20 protein-coding genes are annotated in these 18,972 nt (G+C 38.7%); 16 read left to right on the top strand and 4 right to left on the bottom strand.

The window, feature by feature from the left end:
• Nucleotides 1-146 precede the first annotated feature (146 nt).
• From CSV79_RS04490 to CSV79_RS04480, 3 genes are all read left to right on the top strand, one after another.
• The gene (locus CSV79_RS04490; RefSeq protein WP_099687834.1) at nt 147-632 is read left to right on the top strand and encodes an STAS domain-containing protein; all 486 of its coding nucleotides are present in this window, start codon (nt 147-149) and stop codon (nt 630-632) included.
• A 457-nt stretch (nt 633-1,089) separates the two neighbouring features.
• The gene (locus tag CSV79_RS04485) at nt 1,090-1,656 is read left to right on the top strand and encodes a DUF4256 domain-containing protein (RefSeq protein ID WP_099687833.1); all 567 of its coding nucleotides are present in this window, start codon (nt 1,090-1,092) and stop codon (nt 1,654-1,656) included.
• A 224-nt stretch (nt 1,657-1,880) separates the two neighbouring features.
• Nucleotides 1,881-2,516, top strand: coding sequence for a GGDEF domain-containing protein (locus CSV79_RS04480; protein ID WP_099687832.1), 636 nt, complete (start codon nt 1,881-1,883; stop codon nt 2,514-2,516).
• A gap of 70 nt (nt 2,517-2,586) precedes the next feature.
• On the opposite strand, the gene CSV79_RS17050 is transcribed toward CSV79_RS04480, so the two are convergent.
• Nucleotides 2,587-2,673, bottom strand: coding sequence for a DUF6440 family protein (locus CSV79_RS17050; protein WP_233201370.1), 87 nt, complete (start codon nt 2,671-2,673; stop codon nt 2,587-2,589).
• Nucleotides 2,674-2,878: 205 nt separating this feature from the next.
• Here CSV79_RS17050 and CSV79_RS04475 point away from each other — a divergent pair, with 205 nt between their 5' ends.
• The 11 genes from CSV79_RS04475 (at nt 2,879) to CSV79_RS04425 (ending at nt 13,246) form a co-directional block, all read left to right on the top strand.
• Complete coding sequence (locus CSV79_RS04475) at nt 2,879-3,430, top strand: biotin transporter BioY (RefSeq protein WP_099687831.1); 552 nt, start codon at nt 2,879-2,881, stop codon at nt 3,428-3,430.
• Nucleotides 3,431-3,557: 127 nt separating this feature from the next.
• Complete coding sequence (locus tag CSV79_RS04470) at nt 3,558-4,097, top strand: D-glycero-alpha-D-manno-heptose-1,7-bisphosphate 7-phosphatase (RefSeq protein ID WP_099687830.1); 540 nt, start codon at nt 3,558-3,560, stop codon at nt 4,095-4,097.
• Between the two features lie 526 nt (nt 4,098-4,623).
• Nucleotides 4,624-5,037, top strand: a complete 414-nt coding sequence (locus tag CSV79_RS04465; RefSeq protein ID WP_099687829.1) for a universal stress protein — start codon at nt 4,624-4,626, stop codon at nt 5,035-5,037.
• A 167-nt stretch (nt 5,038-5,204) separates the two neighbouring features.
• Nucleotides 5,205-6,035 (top strand): oxidoreductase, encoded by an 831-nt coding sequence (locus tag CSV79_RS04460; protein ID WP_099687828.1) that lies wholly within the window; start codon nt 5,205-5,207, stop codon nt 6,033-6,035.
• 150 nt (nt 6,036-6,185) lie between these two features.
• Nucleotides 6,186-6,761, top strand: a complete 576-nt coding sequence (locus CSV79_RS04455; RefSeq protein WP_099687827.1) for an exonuclease domain-containing protein — start codon at nt 6,186-6,188, stop codon at nt 6,759-6,761.
• 254 nt (nt 6,762-7,015) lie between these two features.
• Nucleotides 7,016-8,374, top strand: coding sequence for a HAMP domain-containing sensor histidine kinase (locus CSV79_RS04450; RefSeq protein WP_099687826.1), 1,359 nt, complete (start codon nt 7,016-7,018; stop codon nt 8,372-8,374).
• 19 nt (nt 8,375-8,393) lie between these two features.
• Nucleotides 8,394-9,071 (top strand): response regulator transcription factor, encoded by a 678-nt coding sequence (locus CSV79_RS04445; protein ID WP_099687825.1) that lies wholly within the window; start codon nt 8,394-8,396, stop codon nt 9,069-9,071.
• Nucleotides 9,062-10,003 (top strand): F510_1955 family glycosylhydrolase, encoded by a 942-nt coding sequence (locus CSV79_RS04440; RefSeq protein WP_233201365.1) that lies wholly within the window; start codon nt 9,062-9,064, stop codon nt 10,001-10,003. The genes CSV79_RS04445 and CSV79_RS04440 overlap by 10 nt, the downstream gene beginning before the upstream one ends.
• 20 nt (nt 10,004-10,023) lie before the next feature.
• Nucleotides 10,024-10,758 carry an urease accessory protein UreH domain-containing protein gene (locus CSV79_RS04435; protein ID WP_099687824.1) on the top strand — a complete coding sequence of 245 codons (735 nt, stop codon included), beginning with the start codon at nt 10,024-10,026 and terminating at the stop codon, nt 10,756-10,758.
• A gap of 83 nt (nt 10,759-10,841) precedes the next feature.
• Nucleotides 10,842-11,552 carry a cytochrome c biogenesis CcdA family protein gene (locus CSV79_RS04430; RefSeq protein WP_099687823.1) on the top strand — a complete coding sequence of 237 codons (711 nt, stop codon included), beginning with the start codon at nt 10,842-10,844 and terminating at the stop codon, nt 11,550-11,552.
• A gap of 185 nt (nt 11,553-11,737) precedes the next feature.
• Nucleotides 11,738-13,246 (top strand): multicopper oxidase family protein, encoded by a 1,509-nt coding sequence (locus CSV79_RS04425; RefSeq protein WP_099687822.1) that lies wholly within the window; start codon nt 11,738-11,740, stop codon nt 13,244-13,246.
• Nucleotides 13,247-13,397: 151 nt separating this feature from the next.
• Here CSV79_RS04425 and CSV79_RS04420 read toward each other — a convergent pair whose 3' ends face one another.
• Together CSV79_RS04420 and CSV79_RS04415 are read right to left on the bottom strand one after the other, a co-directional pair.
• The gene (locus CSV79_RS04420) at nt 13,398-15,086 is read right to left on the bottom strand and encodes a methyl-accepting chemotaxis protein (protein ID WP_099687821.1); all 1,689 of its coding nucleotides are present in this window, start codon (nt 15,084-15,086) and stop codon (nt 13,398-13,400) included.
• A gap of 425 nt (nt 15,087-15,511) precedes the next feature.
• Nucleotides 15,512-16,075, bottom strand: a complete 564-nt coding sequence (locus tag CSV79_RS04415) for a recombinase family protein (protein WP_099687820.1) — start codon at nt 16,073-16,075, stop codon at nt 15,512-15,514.
• A 111-nt stretch (nt 16,076-16,186) separates the two neighbouring features.
• On the opposite strand from CSV79_RS04415, the gene CSV79_RS04410 reads away from it, so the two are divergent.
• Nucleotides 16,187-17,596 carry a SulP family inorganic anion transporter gene (locus tag CSV79_RS04410; protein ID WP_099687819.1) on the top strand — a complete coding sequence of 470 codons (1,410 nt, stop codon included), beginning with the start codon at nt 16,187-16,189 and terminating at the stop codon, nt 17,594-17,596.
• Nucleotides 17,597-17,609: 13 nt separating this feature from the next.
• Nucleotides 17,610-18,023, top strand: coding sequence for a universal stress protein (locus tag CSV79_RS04405; protein WP_099687898.1), 414 nt, complete (start codon nt 17,610-17,612; stop codon nt 18,021-18,023).
• A 155-nt stretch (nt 18,024-18,178) separates the two neighbouring features.
• Here the strand turns inward: CSV79_RS04405 and CSV79_RS04400 are convergent, their stop codons facing one another.
• Nucleotides 18,179-18,955 carry a DUF2935 domain-containing protein gene (locus tag CSV79_RS04400; RefSeq protein ID WP_099687818.1) on the bottom strand — a complete coding sequence of 259 codons (777 nt, stop codon included), beginning with the start codon at nt 18,953-18,955 and terminating at the stop codon, nt 18,179-18,181.
• Nucleotides 18,956-18,972 lie beyond the last annotated feature (17 nt).

Below are 18,972 nucleotides of genomic sequence, written 5' to 3'. Positions count from 1 at the left end.
GTAGCATAGATTCTTCAATAAAATGACCTTTATATATACTTTACGTAGGCTTGCAACAATCAAAAAAAGCGAACTGTGTTATACTAAATGTATAAAAAACTACGGATATCAATATACAGTTTCAATGGAAAAGGTGAGGAACTACTATGAACAAAGTACAAGATACAACAGAAGAAATTATAGCACTTAAAGAGAAAATCATTGTTTATGAAAAGCTAATTGAGGAATTGTCTGCACCAATCATCCCTTCTATCGTGCCAGACACGATATTAGTCCCGCTTACTGGAGTTCTGTCAGTTCAGCGTTTTATGCTGATCCAAGAAAAAATCGTTCGAAGAATACCTTCCAATGATATTCTCACGGTTATCATTGATTTTACCGACATTAGCACGCTCGAAGTTGAAGAGAACATGGGGTATGATAATTTAAGTGAAAAGATTAATGAATTAGTCAGTGTATTAAAGTTGATGGGCACTGAAACAATCTTTGTAGGATTCTCACCTGCTTTTGCGCAACATTTGATCTTATCGAAAGTGGATAACTTTAATCAGATACGTGCTTTTACAAATTTCCGTGCAGGACTTCAATATTTATTGGATCAAAAGGGTATGGAGATTGTAGAAAAAAAGTAAATGGTTATCGTTTGATGTTGAGCCAGTGAAACAATTACTTTACTAAACCAGATCATTTTCAGTTAAATTAAAAAGAGTCTGTGCAACAGCGTATAATCCATACGCTGTTGCACAGGCTCTTTACATATATTTAGATAATCGGCTCACCCGTACATCACATGTTGCTGTCACAACAATGGCCTCCGAGACAGAAGCAAGGGAGTAATGTTCGGCATTTTTTAATCCTTGTGCACCACAAACTTTAACATTTACGATAAACACTTATAATAAGTATACAAACATAGCGGACTCCTCTAGTTACTTATTTTACCTTTATTGAAATGCTAGTGGGAAAGTTTCTGATAGTAGTTTTGATTAGTACGTGGATCAGGTATCTTTTTCATTGTTTCATGATAATCTTAGTAGTGCATATTAATAATTTAATTGATAGTTATGAAAACATTAGGAGGAATTCAACATGACTAATAGCACAAAAAAGTTAGCAATAGAACAGCAAGAGCAACTACTTACAACTTTACAAGAACGTTTTGAGAAAAATACGACCCGCCACATAAATATCGAATGGCAAAACGTACAAAAGAAGCTTGAAACAAATGTCGAAAAAATGTGGTCACTTAGTAAGATGGAAGAAACAGGCGGGGAGCCGGATGTTGTAGGATACGATGAAACAACTAATGAATTCATTTTTTACGATTGTTCAGCAGAGAGTCCTATTGGGCGTAGAAGTACGTGCTATGATTTGAAAGCGCTGGAGTCTAGGAAGAAAAATAAACCCGAGCATAATGCAATGAAACTTGCAGAGAAGATGGGGATTGAGCTGTTGACGGAAGAACAATACCGGGAACTTCAGCGGCTTGGAGAGTTTGATAAGAAAACGTCGAGCTGGGTGCAAACACCTGCTGATATTAGAAAACTTGGAGGGGCACTATTTTGTGATCGTCGCTACGATACGATTTTTGTATATCATAATGGAGCAGAATCGTACTATGCGGCTAGGGGATTCCGCGGTTCGCTTCGTGTATGAGATGCTAATAAACGAGTTACATTCTATTAATTGATAGGTCACTTCGATTAGGGAGTGTATGTCAAATGGGTTGGTTGGCCGTTTTTATAGTCAGTCTTTTGGACGTCCAGGATATAGTATCAAAGCTAAATCTCTTATCTTGTTTCTTAAAAACGATAATCATTTCTAGTCTAATTCATCTATGTTAAAATTAGAATAAAGACAGTCAGATTTGGAGAGTATGTATGAGTTATAGGGGAAGGTTTTTTTCTGTTGGGGTTGTTATTCTGTTTAATGTGATCCGGTATTACTATTACCATCAATATTTGGGATATCTGTTTGAACCAAGCTTTTTTATTTTAACAGCCATTTTCTCAATAGTTGCTTGGATCGGTGGTTGGCAGTATGACTTGGCTAGATTTTATGCCGAGAAAGATCCACTAACAAATGCGTATAATAGGCGAACCATTGATAAAGCATTTAAAAAGCAGGCTTACGCATGTAGGTGTACAGGAAAAAAACTTGGCGTTGTCTTGATTGATCTGGATGACTTTAAGGTTGTAAATGATACATATGGTCATCAAAAAGGTGATGAATTGCTACGACGCGTTGCTGATCTTATAAAAATGAATGCGAAAAGCGGTGATCTCATTGTACGTTGGGGAGGCGACGAATTTGTGCATGTCATTCCGAATGTTAAAGAAGGTTTTCAAGCAGAGTACGTTAGCAACTTAAAAAAGCAATTGACTAATTTGAATATGGAACCCATTACTTCGATTGACGCATCGATTGGCATAGCTGTTTATCCAGACGATGGTGAGAGCTTTGAAATGTTAGTTCAACATGCAGATAGATCGATGTATGAAATGAAAAATATATAGGAATATCGTAAATAATCCCTGCTGAGTTTGAAAAATTACTCAAAGCAGGGATTATTTAATTGAGAATAATTCACTGATCAACCATAACCGTCAAGGTTAAACAATAAGCAACGCTATAGGACATATACAATACACCGGTCTGATTATCACGAATCACTTGAAATTGTGTCAACTTCCCTTGTTTTCAATAACTTCAAAACGTTTGTCAGCCATACGGTCACGCTTCTTTTCTCTTATTACAAATGAAAGTAGAAGAGAAGCTGTAAAAAACCTTTTAACACATTGACACTAAAATTCCCATGGGATAAAATGAATGTCAACATTATATATAATGTGGTTTACTCAAAAGGAGGTTACATAGAATGATACACTCAAGATCTAAACTTCGTATGATGATTGTTTCGGCATTATTCGCAGCGATTATTGGTGTAATGGCACAGTTAACAATCCCATTACCACTCGTTCCAATTACAGGACAAACATTGGCAGTCGGTTTAGCCGCCACGATACTAGGCTCACGCTACGGAACGATTACGGTTCTCGTATATTTAGCGATGGGTGCGGTAGGGATTCCTGTCTTTTCGGGTATGTCTTCAGGATTAGGAGTTATATTTGGACCGACCGGCGGATACTTAATCGGGTTCATACCGACAGCATTCATCACAGGTTATTATATGGAACGTACGAGTTTTACGTTTTCGCACGCTATGGTTGCGAATGTGATTGGAATGTTCGTCGCATTGACGTTCGGTACGGTATGGTTGAAGTTTATCGCGGAGCTTTCTTGGACAGCGGCGTTTATGGCTGGTTTTGTGCCATTCCTAATTGGCGGTGTAATCAAAGCATTTCTTGCAGCATACGCGGGGATTTTAGTTCGTGGACGACTACTGGCTAATCGATTATTATTGGCTTAATCAAATGAAAAAATATATTTAATAACGTCAGTCGTATGATACGGCTGACGTTTTCTTTATTTGTATAAAGGCAGTAGTATAGGAGAACCTGTTGAGTAGACCTATAATATGTCAGGAGTGAAATTACATGAAAAAAGCCGTTTTTTTAGATCGTGATGGTGTGATTAATGAAGTGTTGACGGAGCGAGTGAAGTTCGTTAATGAGCCAACACAGTTATATTTATTACCTGGTGTTGCAGAGGCGATTAAACAGTTGAATACGGTATTCGATTATGTATTCGTCGTCACAAATCAAGGAGGGGTAGGACTCGGCTATATGAAAGAGTCTCAACTTATTAAAATTCATGACCATATGAAGAAGGTGCTTCGTCAAGAAGGTGCTATCATCGATGACGTTGTGTATTGTCCACATAAGCCAAAGGCGGGGTGTGCATGTCGTAAACCAAATAGTCAATTGATCGATAATTTAGCTAAGAAATATAATGTGAATCCAGCTTTATCTTATATGGTTGGGGATACTGATACGGATATTGTGGCGGGTAAGAAGGCAAGGATGAAAACAGTCTTCATTGGAAATTCCGATCCTCTAGCAGATGCTGCTTTTCCCAATCTTCAAGGTGCAGCAGAGTGGATTTGTAGAGATGTTGCACAGAGTGAAAAACTATAGCGAATAGAAATACTAAGAGTTTGTCATTGTATCAAGAGCAAATTGTGCAACCTGTTATAGAAACATCCTGTTGGGGAAATCATCTAGTGCTAGGCAGTCGTGGTTTGAATACGATGCAGGAAATTGATGGAGCGGGAAAATTGTCCGGGACGATCGTTAAATAGATTACGGCTGTCGAAGAATATTCATGTGACAATCTCGACAGCCTTATTTTCTACTGCAATACTAAGGAAACTGACAATCAATGATGTAAAGACGATAGAACGTATTCGTTCAACTGTAATTTTTATCTGCATTAAGATGTATACGTATAAGTACAGCTTCAATATACATTTCTTTAAATTACATATTAAATTTCGTAGTTCTTAGTTGGCATTGAAGATAGAAGTTGCTAGAATGAACTCTAAATCGATTTGTTCCTTATGCCTTGGGATGAATGTATGTAGTCCATTAGCAGATGTTGTTGGTAGCCGGTGCTAGAAGAGAAAGTGAAGTTCGAGAAATGTAGCAGTAAGGAGGCCGAATCATGAAGATTGCTGTAGCGGTAGATGGCTCTGAAAACTCACTACGTGCTGTAAAGTATGCACTTATGCTTGTTCAACAGTTTTCAAAAGCTCATTTAGAAGTTATTCATGTGGTGGATTTTAACAAGGTGGAAGATGAAAGATTATTAAAACAGAGCCCCAATAGTCTATCGTTATATCAAAAGAAGAAGTTACAACCTGCCTTGAAATTGGTGAAGGGTGATGGGAAGGAAGCGAAGGTCACTATTTTGCAAGGCAATCCCCAACAACAAATTATTAAGCATGTGAACGCAAATGAAATCGACCATTTAATATTAAGTAGCCGCGGACTGAATACACTTCAGAAACTTGTACTAGGTAGTGTAAGTCAAAAAGTGATTAGGCATGTCAATTGTTCTGTAACAATAGTAAAATAGAATGTTCGTAACGTATAAGCTTGTCCGAAAAGTCATAGAATTTTTCGGATAAGCTTTTTGTCTAATATAGTTAGTATCATTACGAACAAGATACACCGTCTTTGAAGGACTTAACTGCTGATTATGGTAGAGTATTTAGTATGACGAATGTGAAAGGAAGAGATTATATGACACACTCAAAAGTTTGGTTTATTACAGGTTGCTCGACTGGATTTGGTCGAGAAATTGCAAAGAAAGTAATTGCAGAGGGCTATAAAGTAGTCGCCACTGCTAGGAGTGTTGAACACATACGTGATCTACAAGAACTTCATCCGGAAAATGTTCAATTACTAAAGCTAGACGTAACAGACAAAAAACAAGTGAAAGAAGCAGTTGATCAAGCGATAGAGTCATTTGGTCGAATAGATGTGCTAGTGAACAATGCTGGAATCGGCTATTTTAGTTCTGTTGAAGAAAGTGTAGAAGAAGAAACGCGAAAGATGTTCGAAATTAATTTCTGGGGATTGATGGCGGTGACGAATGAAGTGTTACCACATTTGAGAAACCAAAAGTCTGGCCATATTATTAATTTCTCTTCTATTAGTGGACTAGCATCATTCCCCGCAGTCGGATACTATAATGCAACGAAATATGCAGTAGAAGGTATTTCTGAAAGTCTAGCGAAAGAAGTGGCACCTATAGGAATAAAGGTAACACTTATCGAGCCTGGCGCTTTCCGGACGGACTGGGCTGGACGTTCAGCTAACCGTACACAAACAGCTATTGATGACTATCAAGAAACAGTAGGAAAACGAATTGAACGACCTAGCGGAACAGAAGAAGGAGATCCTGAAAAGCTAGCGGAAGCTGTGTTGCAGGTGGCACAATCGGAAAATCCGCCTTTACGATTATTACTTGGCGTTGCCGCATATGAACTGGCATACGAGAAATTCACGCATTTGCTAGAAGAGATGGCTGAGTGGAAAGAAGTAACGATAAATGCAGACTTTAAAGAATAAATACTCAAGTGAAATACGATGCTTTCGGGGATCAATATGTACTTTAGGTGCATGATGTTTTAAAGGTTACAAGTCATGATGACATAATAAGTCACGGAATATAGTCACTCTAAACTAGTAGATTAGAGGTAACTCGAAAGGAGTCCTTTCATGACTAAACATATAGCATTCATAGATGTGGAAACGACAGGAATGAGTGCAGAAACTAGCGAAGTGATAGAGTTAGGGATTATGCTTGGCGAATTTGATACTAATCGAATCGTCAGGGTAGCTGATGAATATTGTGAATTTCAGGAGCCTTTTTACTCAATACCTTCAACAATCACGAATATTACGGGCATTACTGATCGAATGGTAAGAGGGAAATCGCTCGATATGGATAGAATACTGTCTATTTTAGATCGTGCGGATGGGATTGTTGCGCATAACGCGAGTTTCGATAGAGGTTTTGTTAGCAGACTCTTGCCGGAAACAGGAGATATGGATTGGTATTGCTCCGTTCGACAGATCAAATGGAAAGACTATGGTTTTGAAAACGGTAAGCTACAGCAATTATTGAGGGCTCATCAAATTAACGTACAACAAGCCCATAGAGCGCTGGACGATGCGAAGAATCTTGCTGTTCTGCTGAATAATTCTCATCTGCGCTTAGGTAAGGATGCGACGTATATTTCATATTTATTGGATAAAAGTCCGCTGAAAAAGCCGTCGAAGTCTCGATTGTAATGACTATAGCGTATAGAATGGTAATGGCCTGGCATCAAATAAGATGCCGGGCTACTTCTATTTATGCTTTCAATAATATTCCGGCTAGAATAGATACGTGTTATTCTTTTCGAAAGTGTTGTCGATAATACAAGCATAATATAGTGAATGCAGACACAAAGACGACATGGAGTCTAACGATTTCTATGGCTTAAAACAAAACTGCACATCTTTTTCATATTCTTTTTTTATACTGAAAGCATGAGGTGGTTTGTATGAATAAAATCTCTAAAAAGTTAGCTGCTTATTTTATTAGTACTTTCCTAATACTTGAAACGATATTAATGATTTATTTGCATCAAAATATAATTCACGCAAGAGTAGACGAAGAATATTCACGTTTACTAGCAAGTGGCAGCAATCATCGAAATGTCTTGGAAGACTACTATTCTGACAAAACGATCGCACATATTGTACTAATGGAAGCAGGAAAAGATCGGGAAGTCATCATTACGGATGAGGATGGCAAAGTGATTCGTAGCTCGGTTGGGGATATAGAGCGCCATTCTTCAACTTTATCATTAATTGACAAAACAGATGAAACCGATCGAATACTTATACCGGAGTGGGGAGACTCTCCATACATTGCGAGTGTACATCCCTACAAAACAGAAGTAGGTCAGTCCGGATATGTTGTGATGTTTCAAAGTAGCCAGCCAATTGAAAAGTTAGTCCGTAAGTTAAATCAACATTTCGGACTTGCCGGTGGAGCGAGTATTATCATCTTGTTGGTCATTTATTTAATTCTGTCTAAAATACTCACTCGTCCCTTGATTCGCATGAAGGAAGCGACAGAGCGACTGAGTGAGGGGAAATTTGATGTGAGCCTTCCGGAAGCCGGCAATGACGAACTTGGAGAACTATCGGTAGCGATTTTGAAATTGGCGACAGACCTGGAAAAAATGAAGATGGAGCGCAATGAGTTTTTGGCGTCTGTCTCTCATGAGTTGAGCACACCACTTACATATCTAATAGGTTATCTGAAAGTGGCGATGAGAGAAGGGTTATCGGAAGAAGAAAGAAATCATTATCTACAAATTATTGCAGAAGAATCCAATCGAATGAAGGATTTAGTAAAGGATTTGATGGAATTAGCGAAAATGGATGAAATCACATTTACGATAACAAAAAGTCATTTCTCTGCACAGGAATTTATAGCAGATATGGATCGACTCGTTGCACCATCATTTAATTTGAAAAAAATCGCGTTGCATATGAGATGTGAAAGGGATTTTCAACTTTTTGCGGATCGGATTCGTTTAGAGCAAATTGTTTTGAACTTGCTGGACAATGCATTGAAATACTCAGATGAACAGACGACAGTAACACTAGATATTTATCAGCAGCAACAAAAAACTATCCTATCGGTAACGGACGAAGGGATAGGAATTCCATCCAGTGAAATAGATAGGATCTTCGACAAGCTATATCGTGTCGAAAAATCCCGTTCCAGAACATACGGTGGGTCCGGGTTAGGTCTGGCCATTGTGAAAGAACTTGTTGAAGCTCATGGTGGAACTCTTAAAGTGGAAAGTGAAGTAGGAAAAGGGAGTACATTCACAATTAAAATCTAAACGATGAGGAGATAAGCAGATGCGGACAATTTTACTTATTGATGATGAACGCAGAATGCTAGATTTACTTGAGCTATTTTTAGCACCTCAAGATTTTCGGTGTATAAAAGCAGAGGATGGAACAGAAGGATTGGCTCGCTTACTAAAAGAGCAGGTAGATTTAGTACTGCTTGATATTATGATGCCGAATAAGGATGGCTGGGAAGTTTGTCGAGAAATACGAGAACTTTCAAATGTCCCGGTGATCATGCTTACAGCAAGAACAGATAAGAGAGACTTAGTAAAAGGGTTAGAATCAGGCGCGGATGACTATATTACAAAACCATTCGATGAGCGTGAACTTATTGCGAGAGTGAATGCTGTATTGCGACGTTATCAGAACATAGATAAGCATTTGGAAAACACGATCTGTGGTGACTTTATATTAAATAAAGATTCCTATTCATTACACTACAAAGAAAAAAGTGTACAACTGACGTTAAAAGAGTTCTACATTGTTGATGCACTTATTTCACAGCCAAAGAGAACGTTAACAAGAGAACAGTTGATGCATGCCGCTTGGGATTACGATACGTATACCGATATTCGAACAGTCGATTCACATATACGAAACTTACGAGATAAATTAAAAAGTGCAGGGTTTCCCAATGAGGAGTTCCTAAAAACAGTATGGGGGATAGGATACAAATGGAGTTAAAGGTGAAAAATATGCGAGGGAAAATAAAGTATATAGTCGGTTTACTGACTTTTACAGTGATGTTATCAGCATGTAATAAGGAAGCTGAGTCTTATATGTTCGGCGAAGTAAAGAACGATACCTTTGAACATCTACATGGCTTAGGGTATATAAACGGAGGGCCTAACCTAGTAATTTCAACACATGATGGGCTTTATGAATACAGTAAAGAGGGATGGAAAGAAGCGAATAAAGAAAAGCATGATTATATGGGATTCCAAGCGGTTCAAGATGGTTTTTTCTCAAGTGGCCATCCAGAACCCGGATCTGCTTATAAAAATCCACTAGGCTTGATTAAGAGCGTTGACAGAGGAGCTAGTTTCAAAAAATTAGCTTTTTATGGAGAAATAGATTTTCATTACTTAGCAGCAGGGTATGATTCTAATACTATTTATGTAATAAACGAGATGCCGACAAATAGAATGTCACGAGGTCTTCATTATACAGTAGATGAGGGAGCTACATGGGAGGTTGCAGCTATGAATGGTTTCGATTCAGAGTTCATTTCTAATATAGCGGCTCACCCTTCATTAGAAAATGTGATGGCTATAGGAAGTAAAGATGGAATATTTTTATCGAAAGATTATGGGGAGAATTTTGAGCGTATTTCTACTGATAAAATGACTCTTTATACAATATTGACTGATCACGGAGGTTACTATTCAAGCTATGAAAATGAAAAAACGGCGCTTACATGGTTCACTACCGACAGTAATCAGACAACCTCTATTCAGATACCAGATCAAGCAATGAATCCAATTGTTTTCATTGCGGTTAATCCGGAGAATGAGAAAGAGCTAGTGATAGCAACGCATAGCAATGATATATATGTAACGAAAGATCAAGGAGATACGTGGAACCAACTGGCTAAAGAAGGTTTGCTGATGAAATAATAAGGGCGGTGCCATCTACTTTGTATAGTTTTTTATCAAGTATAAGTCAACTCATCACGGAACCGGTGAATACCTTACTTTTATCGTTCGAAAATAATCCTGTTATTGTAGCATTACTCTTAGGATTGCTAGGTGCTGTAGCCCCCTGTCAACTAACTGGGAATATGAGTGCCATTACTTTATATGGGAATCGGTCCATCCAGTTAAAAGAAAATCTAGCGGAAGTTACTTCTTTTATAGCAGGAAAAGTTGTTGTTTTTAGCTCGTTAGGATTGCTAGTCTGGTTCTTGGGAGAGACATTCCAAAGTGCTTTGATTGATTACTTTTCGTTATTTCGTAAAATAATTGGTCCACTCATTATCGCTACTGGACTAGTCTTACTTGGCGTCTTGAAACTAGAGTTTCTAAATAAAGTTACACAGTACATCCCTGTTCGAATAAAAAATGGGAAGGTAGGCTCCTTCTTATTAGGAGTTAGCTTTTCTTTGGCTTTCTGTCCAACAATGTTTGTACTATTTTTCTTCTGGTTAATGCCCCTTGTTGCAGCTACTTCATATGGGTTTATGTTGCCTGCTGTTTTTGGTATAGCTACATCCATTCCATTGCTAGCTTTATTTTTCTTTATCTGGATAGTTGATGCGAAAAGGCTTGTCATGAAAAGCAGCATGAAAGTCGGAAGGATGGTACAGCGAGTGGCGGGGGTTATACTCATCGTAATTGGTTTGCTAGACACAGTCACTTATTGGGGAATGTGAGATGCAGTTAGTATGGCATCTAATTTCTCTTCATGTAACGCCTATTGTTTGTAATTAATATTTTTGAAAGGGGCTTATGATAGATGCTTGCGGATATTAACTTGTTCCTTGCCTTCGGTGCCGGTTTTTTGAACTTTGTATCTCCCTGTACGCTACCGTTATATCCAGCTTTCATTTCCTATATAACGGGGATGTCACTAAATGATATGACATCAGATAAGGTGAAAATTAAAAGAAGTGGAATAACACATACTATTACTTTTTTGTTAGGGTTTTCAGTTATCTTTATCTTTCTGGGATACAGCTCATCGCTTGTTGGTACATTCTTTTATCAGTACCAAGATTTGCTGCGTCAAATTGGGGCAATTTTCATTATCATCTTCGGACTGATGATTCTAGGATTCTTTACTCCCACATTTTTAATGAAAGAGAAAAAGTTGCAATTTAAAAACCGACCTGTTGGTTATTTTGGAACATTTCTGATTGGACTGGCATTTGCGGCAGGATGGACCCCGTGTACTGGACCGATTACAGGAGCAGTATTCCTAATGGCAACTCAAAATCCAGGGTCTGGAATATGGTACATGATTGTATATGTTCTCGGCTTTGCCATTCCGTTTTTACTTTTATCAATTTTCATTACTCGTGTTAAATGGATTCAAAAATATAACCGCCTTATAACAAAGGTCGGCGGCTATATAATGATTGTGCTAGGTTTCATATTATTTTTTGACGGATTAACTTACATTATTATATGGCTTAGTCCATTCTTTAGCGGATTTATGGGTTTTTAAGAGGGCTTGTAGCATAAATGTGAATAGCGAACACTTCATGGAAATTTTTCATGGATTGTTTGCTTTTCTGCATTTGAAAATGTAAGTATACTATACTCTTTGGAAGTGGACACCTATGTGCATAGTTTTTTCATATATTCTTGCTATACTATCCTTGAAAACATAATAGTAAAGGGGATATTTTGATGAGCATACAAATGAAGATCACTGCCTTTTTAATGAGTATTCTAGTAATCAGTGGTTGCAGTAACGACGCACAGCCGGCTGATGAGATGAATCATTCTATGATGAATCAAGACAGCGAGGAAATGGATCATTCCATGATGGACGGTTCATCAATGAACAATGGACATATGAGTCATGATAACGTAGTGAGTTTGCATGATTCTACAGGTGAAAATGACGTAAATATACCACCTTTGTTAACAAGTGATACAGAAAAAGCAACCAATTATACGATTAAGGCGCAAAGAGGAAAAGTGGAAATATTTGATGGTATAGAGACAGCAACACTCGGATACAATGGTGACTTTTTAGGACCCGTTCTTCGATTTAAAAAAGGGGAAACGGTAACAATCAAAACGATCAATGAACTGGATGAGAAAACAACATTTCATTGGCATGGGTTGGAAGTGTCAGGTGAAGCAGATGGTGGACCGCATAAAACGCTTAGCCCAGGTGAAAAAGAGTTAATAACATTTGAAGTTACACAAGAAGCAGCTACCTTATGGTTCCATCCACACCCGGAGGGAAAGACATCTGAACAAGTGTACAAAGGTCTTGCAGGACTGATATACATTGAAGATGACAATTCAACTAAATTGGAGCTACCTAATGAGTATGGAAAAAACGACATTCCTTTGATTTTTCAAGATCGAACGTTCAATGATCAAAAGCAATTAGATTATAAAGCAGTCATGAATGACGACGGGACCATCGGTGATACGTTATTAATCAATGGTACGATAAATCCCAAGTTGAAAGTTACTAAAGAAAAAGTACGACTACGTTTGGTTAATGGATCGAATGCAAGAAATTACACTTTTAAATTGAATACAGGAGATTCATTTGTTCAAATTGCAACGGATGGTGGTTTCTTGAATGAACCAGTTATATTAAACGAAGTAACGTTGACACCGTCTGAACGAGCGGAAATAGTGGTTGATTTTGCGCAGCTTAACACGTCAAATGACTTGGCGCTAATAAATGAAGATGGATCCATTCTTTTACCTTTTGAATTGGTAGATCAACAAGCAGAAGTTACAAACTTAACAGAAGAACTAAATGATTTTTCAGTAACTGAAGAAGAAAAAAATATGCAAGTTACTAAACATATTGAGCTTTTTGGCATGATGGATCATGTGGAGATCAATGGCAAGAAATTTGACCCTAAAAGAATTGATTTTACCCAAGAGCAAGGAGTCACGGAAGTATGGGAAATTTACAATAAGAAAGATATGATGGGCGGTATGATTCATCCATTCCATATTCACGGTACGCAGTTTAAGATCATTTCACGAGATGGAGTGGAACCTGCAGATAATGAAAAAGGCTGGAAAGACAGTATAGCTGTTCATCCGGGTGAGAAAGTGAAACTTGCAGTACAGTTTAAGCATAAAGGTGTATATATGTTCCATTGTCACATTTTAGAACACGAGGACAACGGAATGATGGGACAAATAGAAGTAAAATAATGTGGAGTATAAAACAGTCAGTGCATCGTCTCACGCACTGGCTGTTTTGTAATTCCAATGAATAGAGGTGTTGTACAAAGTAAACTTTCTAGAATAGAATAAATTAAAAATGCGTCTACCCCTGTTCATTGGAGTAGACGCTTTTTAGATATTACAACTTAAACCTCTGTATAAGTACGTTTAATTCTTCTGCCAAATTAGCTAAATCACTTGAGTTATTAGCTACTTCCTCCATAGCACTGCTTGCTTGTTCAGAGGAAGCTGACGTTTCTTCAACGCCAGCAGCGGATTGTTGTGTAATGGCCGCGATTTCTTGGATCGCACCGCTCATTTCTTGACTGTTTTCGGAAAGATCCCGTAAATCATCTGATACCGCGCGGATCCTATTGACCATTTCGGTTACCGCGACACTGATTGTATCGAATGTTTCACCAGTTCGTTCAATTTGGTTCGTTCCTTCTTCTACTTCTTTATAACCTTCTCGCAAAGAAGTTGTTACATAACTGGATTCAGCTTGGATTTGCTTAACGATTTCTGTGATATTGGTGACAGAGACAGCGGACTGTTCTGCAAGGGTTCTTACTTCATCAGCCACTACAGCGAAGCCTTTGCCGTGTTCTCCAGCGCGTGCTGCTTCGATTGCAGCATTTAATGCTAATAGATTCGTTTGACCAGCAATACCTTGAATAACAGAAACGAGTTCGGAAATTTGCTGTGTGTGCTTGTCCAGTCCTTCTACTTTAATGACCGCTTCGTGAACAATTTTATCAATAACAGTCATTTGTTCAGATGAAGAAGTCATTAGCTTACTTCCTGTATTCGTCATATCAAGTACTTCGTTTGACGAGCGATGAATATAGTCGCCGTTTTCATTGGCAAGCATTACTTTTGATGCGAATGTTTCCATGGCAGACGATAAAGTACTAGCGTTCATTGCTTGGGATTCTGTACCGTGTGCGAGATCTTCCATAGTAATCGCAATCTGAGCTGTTCCGGCTTTGACTTCATTTGCTGATTGAGTCAATTCTTCACTTTGAGCCGAAACCGTTTCAGCAACTTTATTGATTTCATCCAATAAATCATACATGCTCTGACCCATTTCATTAGTAGAACCAATTAATTGGCCAATTTCATCTTGTAACTTCGTTTCTAAAGGAGGGTTGCTTAAATCCCGACCTGCAATCTGTTTCATCCGTTCCATGACGGTACGAAGCGGTTTGGAGATGGAATGCGCAGTAAACAATGCCACTGCGATGCTTAACAGAATGACGAGAATTATGATGCTAGACACTAAGATCAATGTAGATTTACCAGTCGCTAGTAAGTCCTTTTCTATATCTATAATGTTTTTTTCCCGGTCTAGGGCTGCTTGTTCATAAGAAGCCATTAGAAAGCGTGCATCATCGTTCGAAGCTAAAAGATAACGGCGCGCGGCCTCTTCATTGCCTCGTTCATATTCAGCAAATACATTTTCGGTGATGTATTCTCTCCACTGAACCATTCTGTCCATTAATTCCAATGATTCTTCTGTAGTTCCGATTCTTTTGATGGTCTCTTGATGTTTTTCACTATCTTCTGCGTATTGATTGAATAATTCCTTATAGCTAGCTTCACCCGTCAGAATAAATCCGCGTGATGTAGCGATTAGATTTGCCATATGAAATGATAGCTGCTCATCTGCAATTAGATAGGGTAGTTCTTTTTCTAATATAGCTTCAGTCGCTTCATTATTATTTTGTAAAGTAGTAAATATAAAAGCCCCTAGTAGAATAATTAGTAGTAGAACTATAGAAAAACCTGTCAATAGTTTACTGCGGATACTTTTAAATCTATTTAACATTTATCACAACTCCTAGTCCAACTCGATATCTATTTTATAATTATATTATACCTTTTTCCTAACTAGTAGTCTAGTTGTAGTTATAAAGTCTGTAATGTGTTGGCTATGGATTTTATGATTAAAGTTTAAATGTGTTCCGTGGCATGTATGATGAAAAGTTCAGTTGAGTTTCATCATTAAATTATTCAGTCATGTAGTGTATTCGTATGAAAATGTCGAGGTATAGTGTTGTATTTGTTTTTTATATCTACATCTTGCAGTCATTCCCTTCATTGGGAGAATAGTAAAATGAAAGAAGTTAAATGTGATGTGAGTAAAAATGCATTCGTTGCGGTCTCTGATGTAGCAGAAATTTACTGTGGGTACTTTGGCCGAGGATGTCACTTTAGGAGCATGTTGATGAATGTTAGCCGGATGAAAAAACATTACTCTTTATCATCCGGTTTTTGTGTAGCACGCTCGTCTAAATACCGATACAATGTAGACTTACTTATTCCAGTTTCTTCTTTAATCTCATAAAGTGAATAACATTTACTATCGTACATAGTAAATGCGCGTTGAAGGTTATCATCAGAGATTCGCGGGCGGCCGATCAACTTACCTTGCTGTTTAGCAGCTTGGAGAGAAAAAGTTGAAGAATGACTAAAAAAAGTAGATTGTAATTCAGTGAAATACTCTACATTTTTTAACAGTGTAGATGTTTGAATAGTCTTGTTCGTTATCTGTTCATCGATAAAGTGTATCGTAATTTGATCGCGCTCTGCTAAACGTAAAATGTCTAGCAACTGTTGCAAAGAATCAGCTAACACTTCAATGTTTTGAATGAATAGTTCATCGCCTGGATGAGCAATCATAAGCAAGTTTTCCAGTTCAATCCTTTTTTTAGCTAGTCCGTGTGTCTCTCTATAAATCTTATCTAACTCACTTGTCAGTAATTGCTTTTTGCTTTGCTGGTCTTCTACAGTTGGACGAATATATCCATACTTCATTTTTTTTTGCCTCCTATGTCCCAAAACTATTCACTTGCGGGACGATAAATGATAAGCTATTGACATTCTAACATTAGGTTGAGTGATTTAACATCATGAGAGGAGAACTATATGCATACTTTACAACAGCAATGGTTTGGTAATGTGCGGGCGGATGTATTGGCGGGTATTGTCGTCGGTCTAGCGCTTATACCCGAAGCACTTGCATTTGCGTTCATTGTCGGTGTGGACCCGCGTGTGGCGCTCTATGCTTCATTCACCATTGCGGTCATTACTGCATTTGTAGGAGGGCGACCGGGACTGATTTCTGCCGCAACGGGCGCGATGGCTTTAGTGCTTGTCAGTTTGATGGCGGATCATGGCTTGCAATATGTGCTCGCAGCTACCGTTTTAACTGGTATTATTCAATTAATTTTAGGCGGATTTGGAGTCGCTAATCTAATGCGCTTTATCCCGAATTCGGTCATGCTAGGGTTCGTTAATGCGCTTGGGATTATGATTTTTATGACGCAACTGCCATACTTGGTTGGCTCTGGCGTGATGACTTATGTATTCGCAATTGTTACGTTAATATTGGTTTATGCGGTGCCACGTTTTTTTACCGCTATTCCAGCACCGCTGATTGCCATTGTCGTGATGACGGCTATTGCTTTATTTAGCGGGGTGAAGTTGCAGTCGATTGGTGATTTAGGCACGATGCCGAATTCGTTACCAACGTTTTTCTTACCGGATATTCCGTTGAATTTAGAGACGTTGAAAATCATTTTACCGTATTCACTAGCGCTGGCGATTGTTGGTTTATTGGAGTCGCTGCTAACATCGCAAGTATTGGATGATATGACGGATACATCGAGTAATAAAAATCGGGAAGCGCGTGGACAAGGGATTGCCAACTTCATCACTGGATTTTTTGGTGGCATGGCAGGTTGTGCGTTGATTGGACAATCAGTGATAAATATTAAATCAGGTGGTCGTGGCCGTTTGTCTACGTTAACAGCCGGCGTGTTCTTAATGTTTTTAATCATTGTATTGGGCGATGTCGTTGTCAAAATTCCAATGCCAGTTCTGGCAGGTGTTATGGTTATGGTAGCTATGACGACATTTAACTGGGGATCATTTAAGTTTTTAAAGTCTGCACCACGATCGGAATCTGTGGTTATGTTGATTACTGTTGCAATTATTTTATATACACATAACTTGGCAATTGGTGTCGTCGTTGGTGTTATCTTGAGTGCACTATTCTTCGTCGCAAAGATTTCTCGTGTCACTGTTACAAATGAAGCAGGAGTTTATAAAATAAAAGGACCCTTATTTTTCGCTTCCACGACAAAATTCATTCAGTCGTTTGATCAAGTGACTGGCAAAGAAGTTATCATCGATTTCGAGGATAGTCAGCTATGGGACGAGTCAGCAGTAGGGGCGATACTCAAAGTAAAGCAAAAGCTTGAGAGTAAAGGCTCGTGCGTAATCATTCAAAATTTGAATGCTTCAAGTGAACAATTGTATGGAAAGTTATTGTGAGGGAGTGGATGATATGAGGATAGCTGTGGCGGTTGATGGATCGGAAAATGCGTGGCGTGCTGCAAAACATGCGATTATGTTAGCGGAGTATTTACCGAAAGCGCAATTAGAGGTCATTTATGTGCAGGATCATAATAAGGCGAAGAACGAGCGGCTGTTGTCGCAAAGTCCGGAAAGTCTAGCGTTTGAACGTGAGCAGAAGTTGCATCCGATTGTAGCATTAGCCCGGGATTCGGCTGTGAAAGCGCAGATTGTTATGCTTAAAGGGAATCCGAGTCAGGAAATTATCAAGTATGTAAACGATAAGAAAATTGATAAGCTCATCATCGGTAGCCGTGGTCTAAATACGTTTCAGGAAATGGTGTTAGGTAGTGTCAGCCATAAAGTGATGAAGCATGTAAATTGTCCTGTGACGGTTGTGAAATAGAGAATGAAAAAGGTACTTGCAGAATGAACCTGCAAGTACCTTTTTTACATAGAATCCGTCCCCGCGCTCATAGCCCGCGTCCCCGCGCTCATAGCCCGCGTCTCCGTGCTCATAGGACCCGTCCCCACGCTCATCCAGTCATGTTTTAATAAACTTTAGTTAACAACCTGGTCCTCCAGATTTTTCCACAGGTGATGCGCTTCTCTAGCAATATGCTCGAGTAAATCAGGTGGGGCGGTTGTAATTGCTGCACAGTTTTTAATCAGCTCACTTAACTCCAGTTTAAACGCTTCAAGTGCCTTCGTTTCTTTTATGACCATTTGATTGTACGTATTTAAAATGGGTGATACTTCATTGCGTGGTCTACGAATAATCGTCTTTAGTGATTGAGCTTGCAGTAAAAGATTCTCAAATTTTCTAGTCATCGCTCGCACTTGGTCATGCAGTTCATAATTAGATGCGTCTACATAGTGACTAATGAAAATTAGGTGATCGACCATTTGACGCAACCAGAAATTACTTTCGTGGATTGTTGCATCAGCAGGCGTAATATACGCATTGGATTCGATTAATTTAAAGACCTTTTGTGATTCCTCAGCTTCACGTATCATATGGTCCAGAAGGGAGGTCGGCGTAGAGATAATGACATCACAGCGCAATGCTCGGTCCATCGTATGGATTAGCAAATCCTTAAATTCTTCAGTCGCCTTATCCGCTTCATCGATAATCAACCCAATATCACCCGTTTTAGACTCTGTCTTCTTAAAAATCTTGCCCATGCGATCGATCATCTGCTGATTGGCGCGTGCCAATGCTAGTTCATGGTGACTGATCTCGCGGTCAAAAAACTCTCCATGTTCAAAGTTATTGCGTACCCAAAAGTCGATAATGCCGTACGTATCACGTTCATAGTTATCTGTATAACCAGCCATCCTAGCATTCCTCCTAT

The sequence above is a fragment of the Sporosarcina sp. P13 genome (genome assembly GCF_002743055.1).
In the GTDB taxonomy this organism is placed as follows: Bacteria; Bacillota; Bacilli; order Bacillales_A; family Planococcaceae; genus Sporosarcina.
The sequence above is the reverse complement of the archived record's forward strand: the minus strand, read 5'-3'. Positions and strand labels throughout refer to the sequence as shown.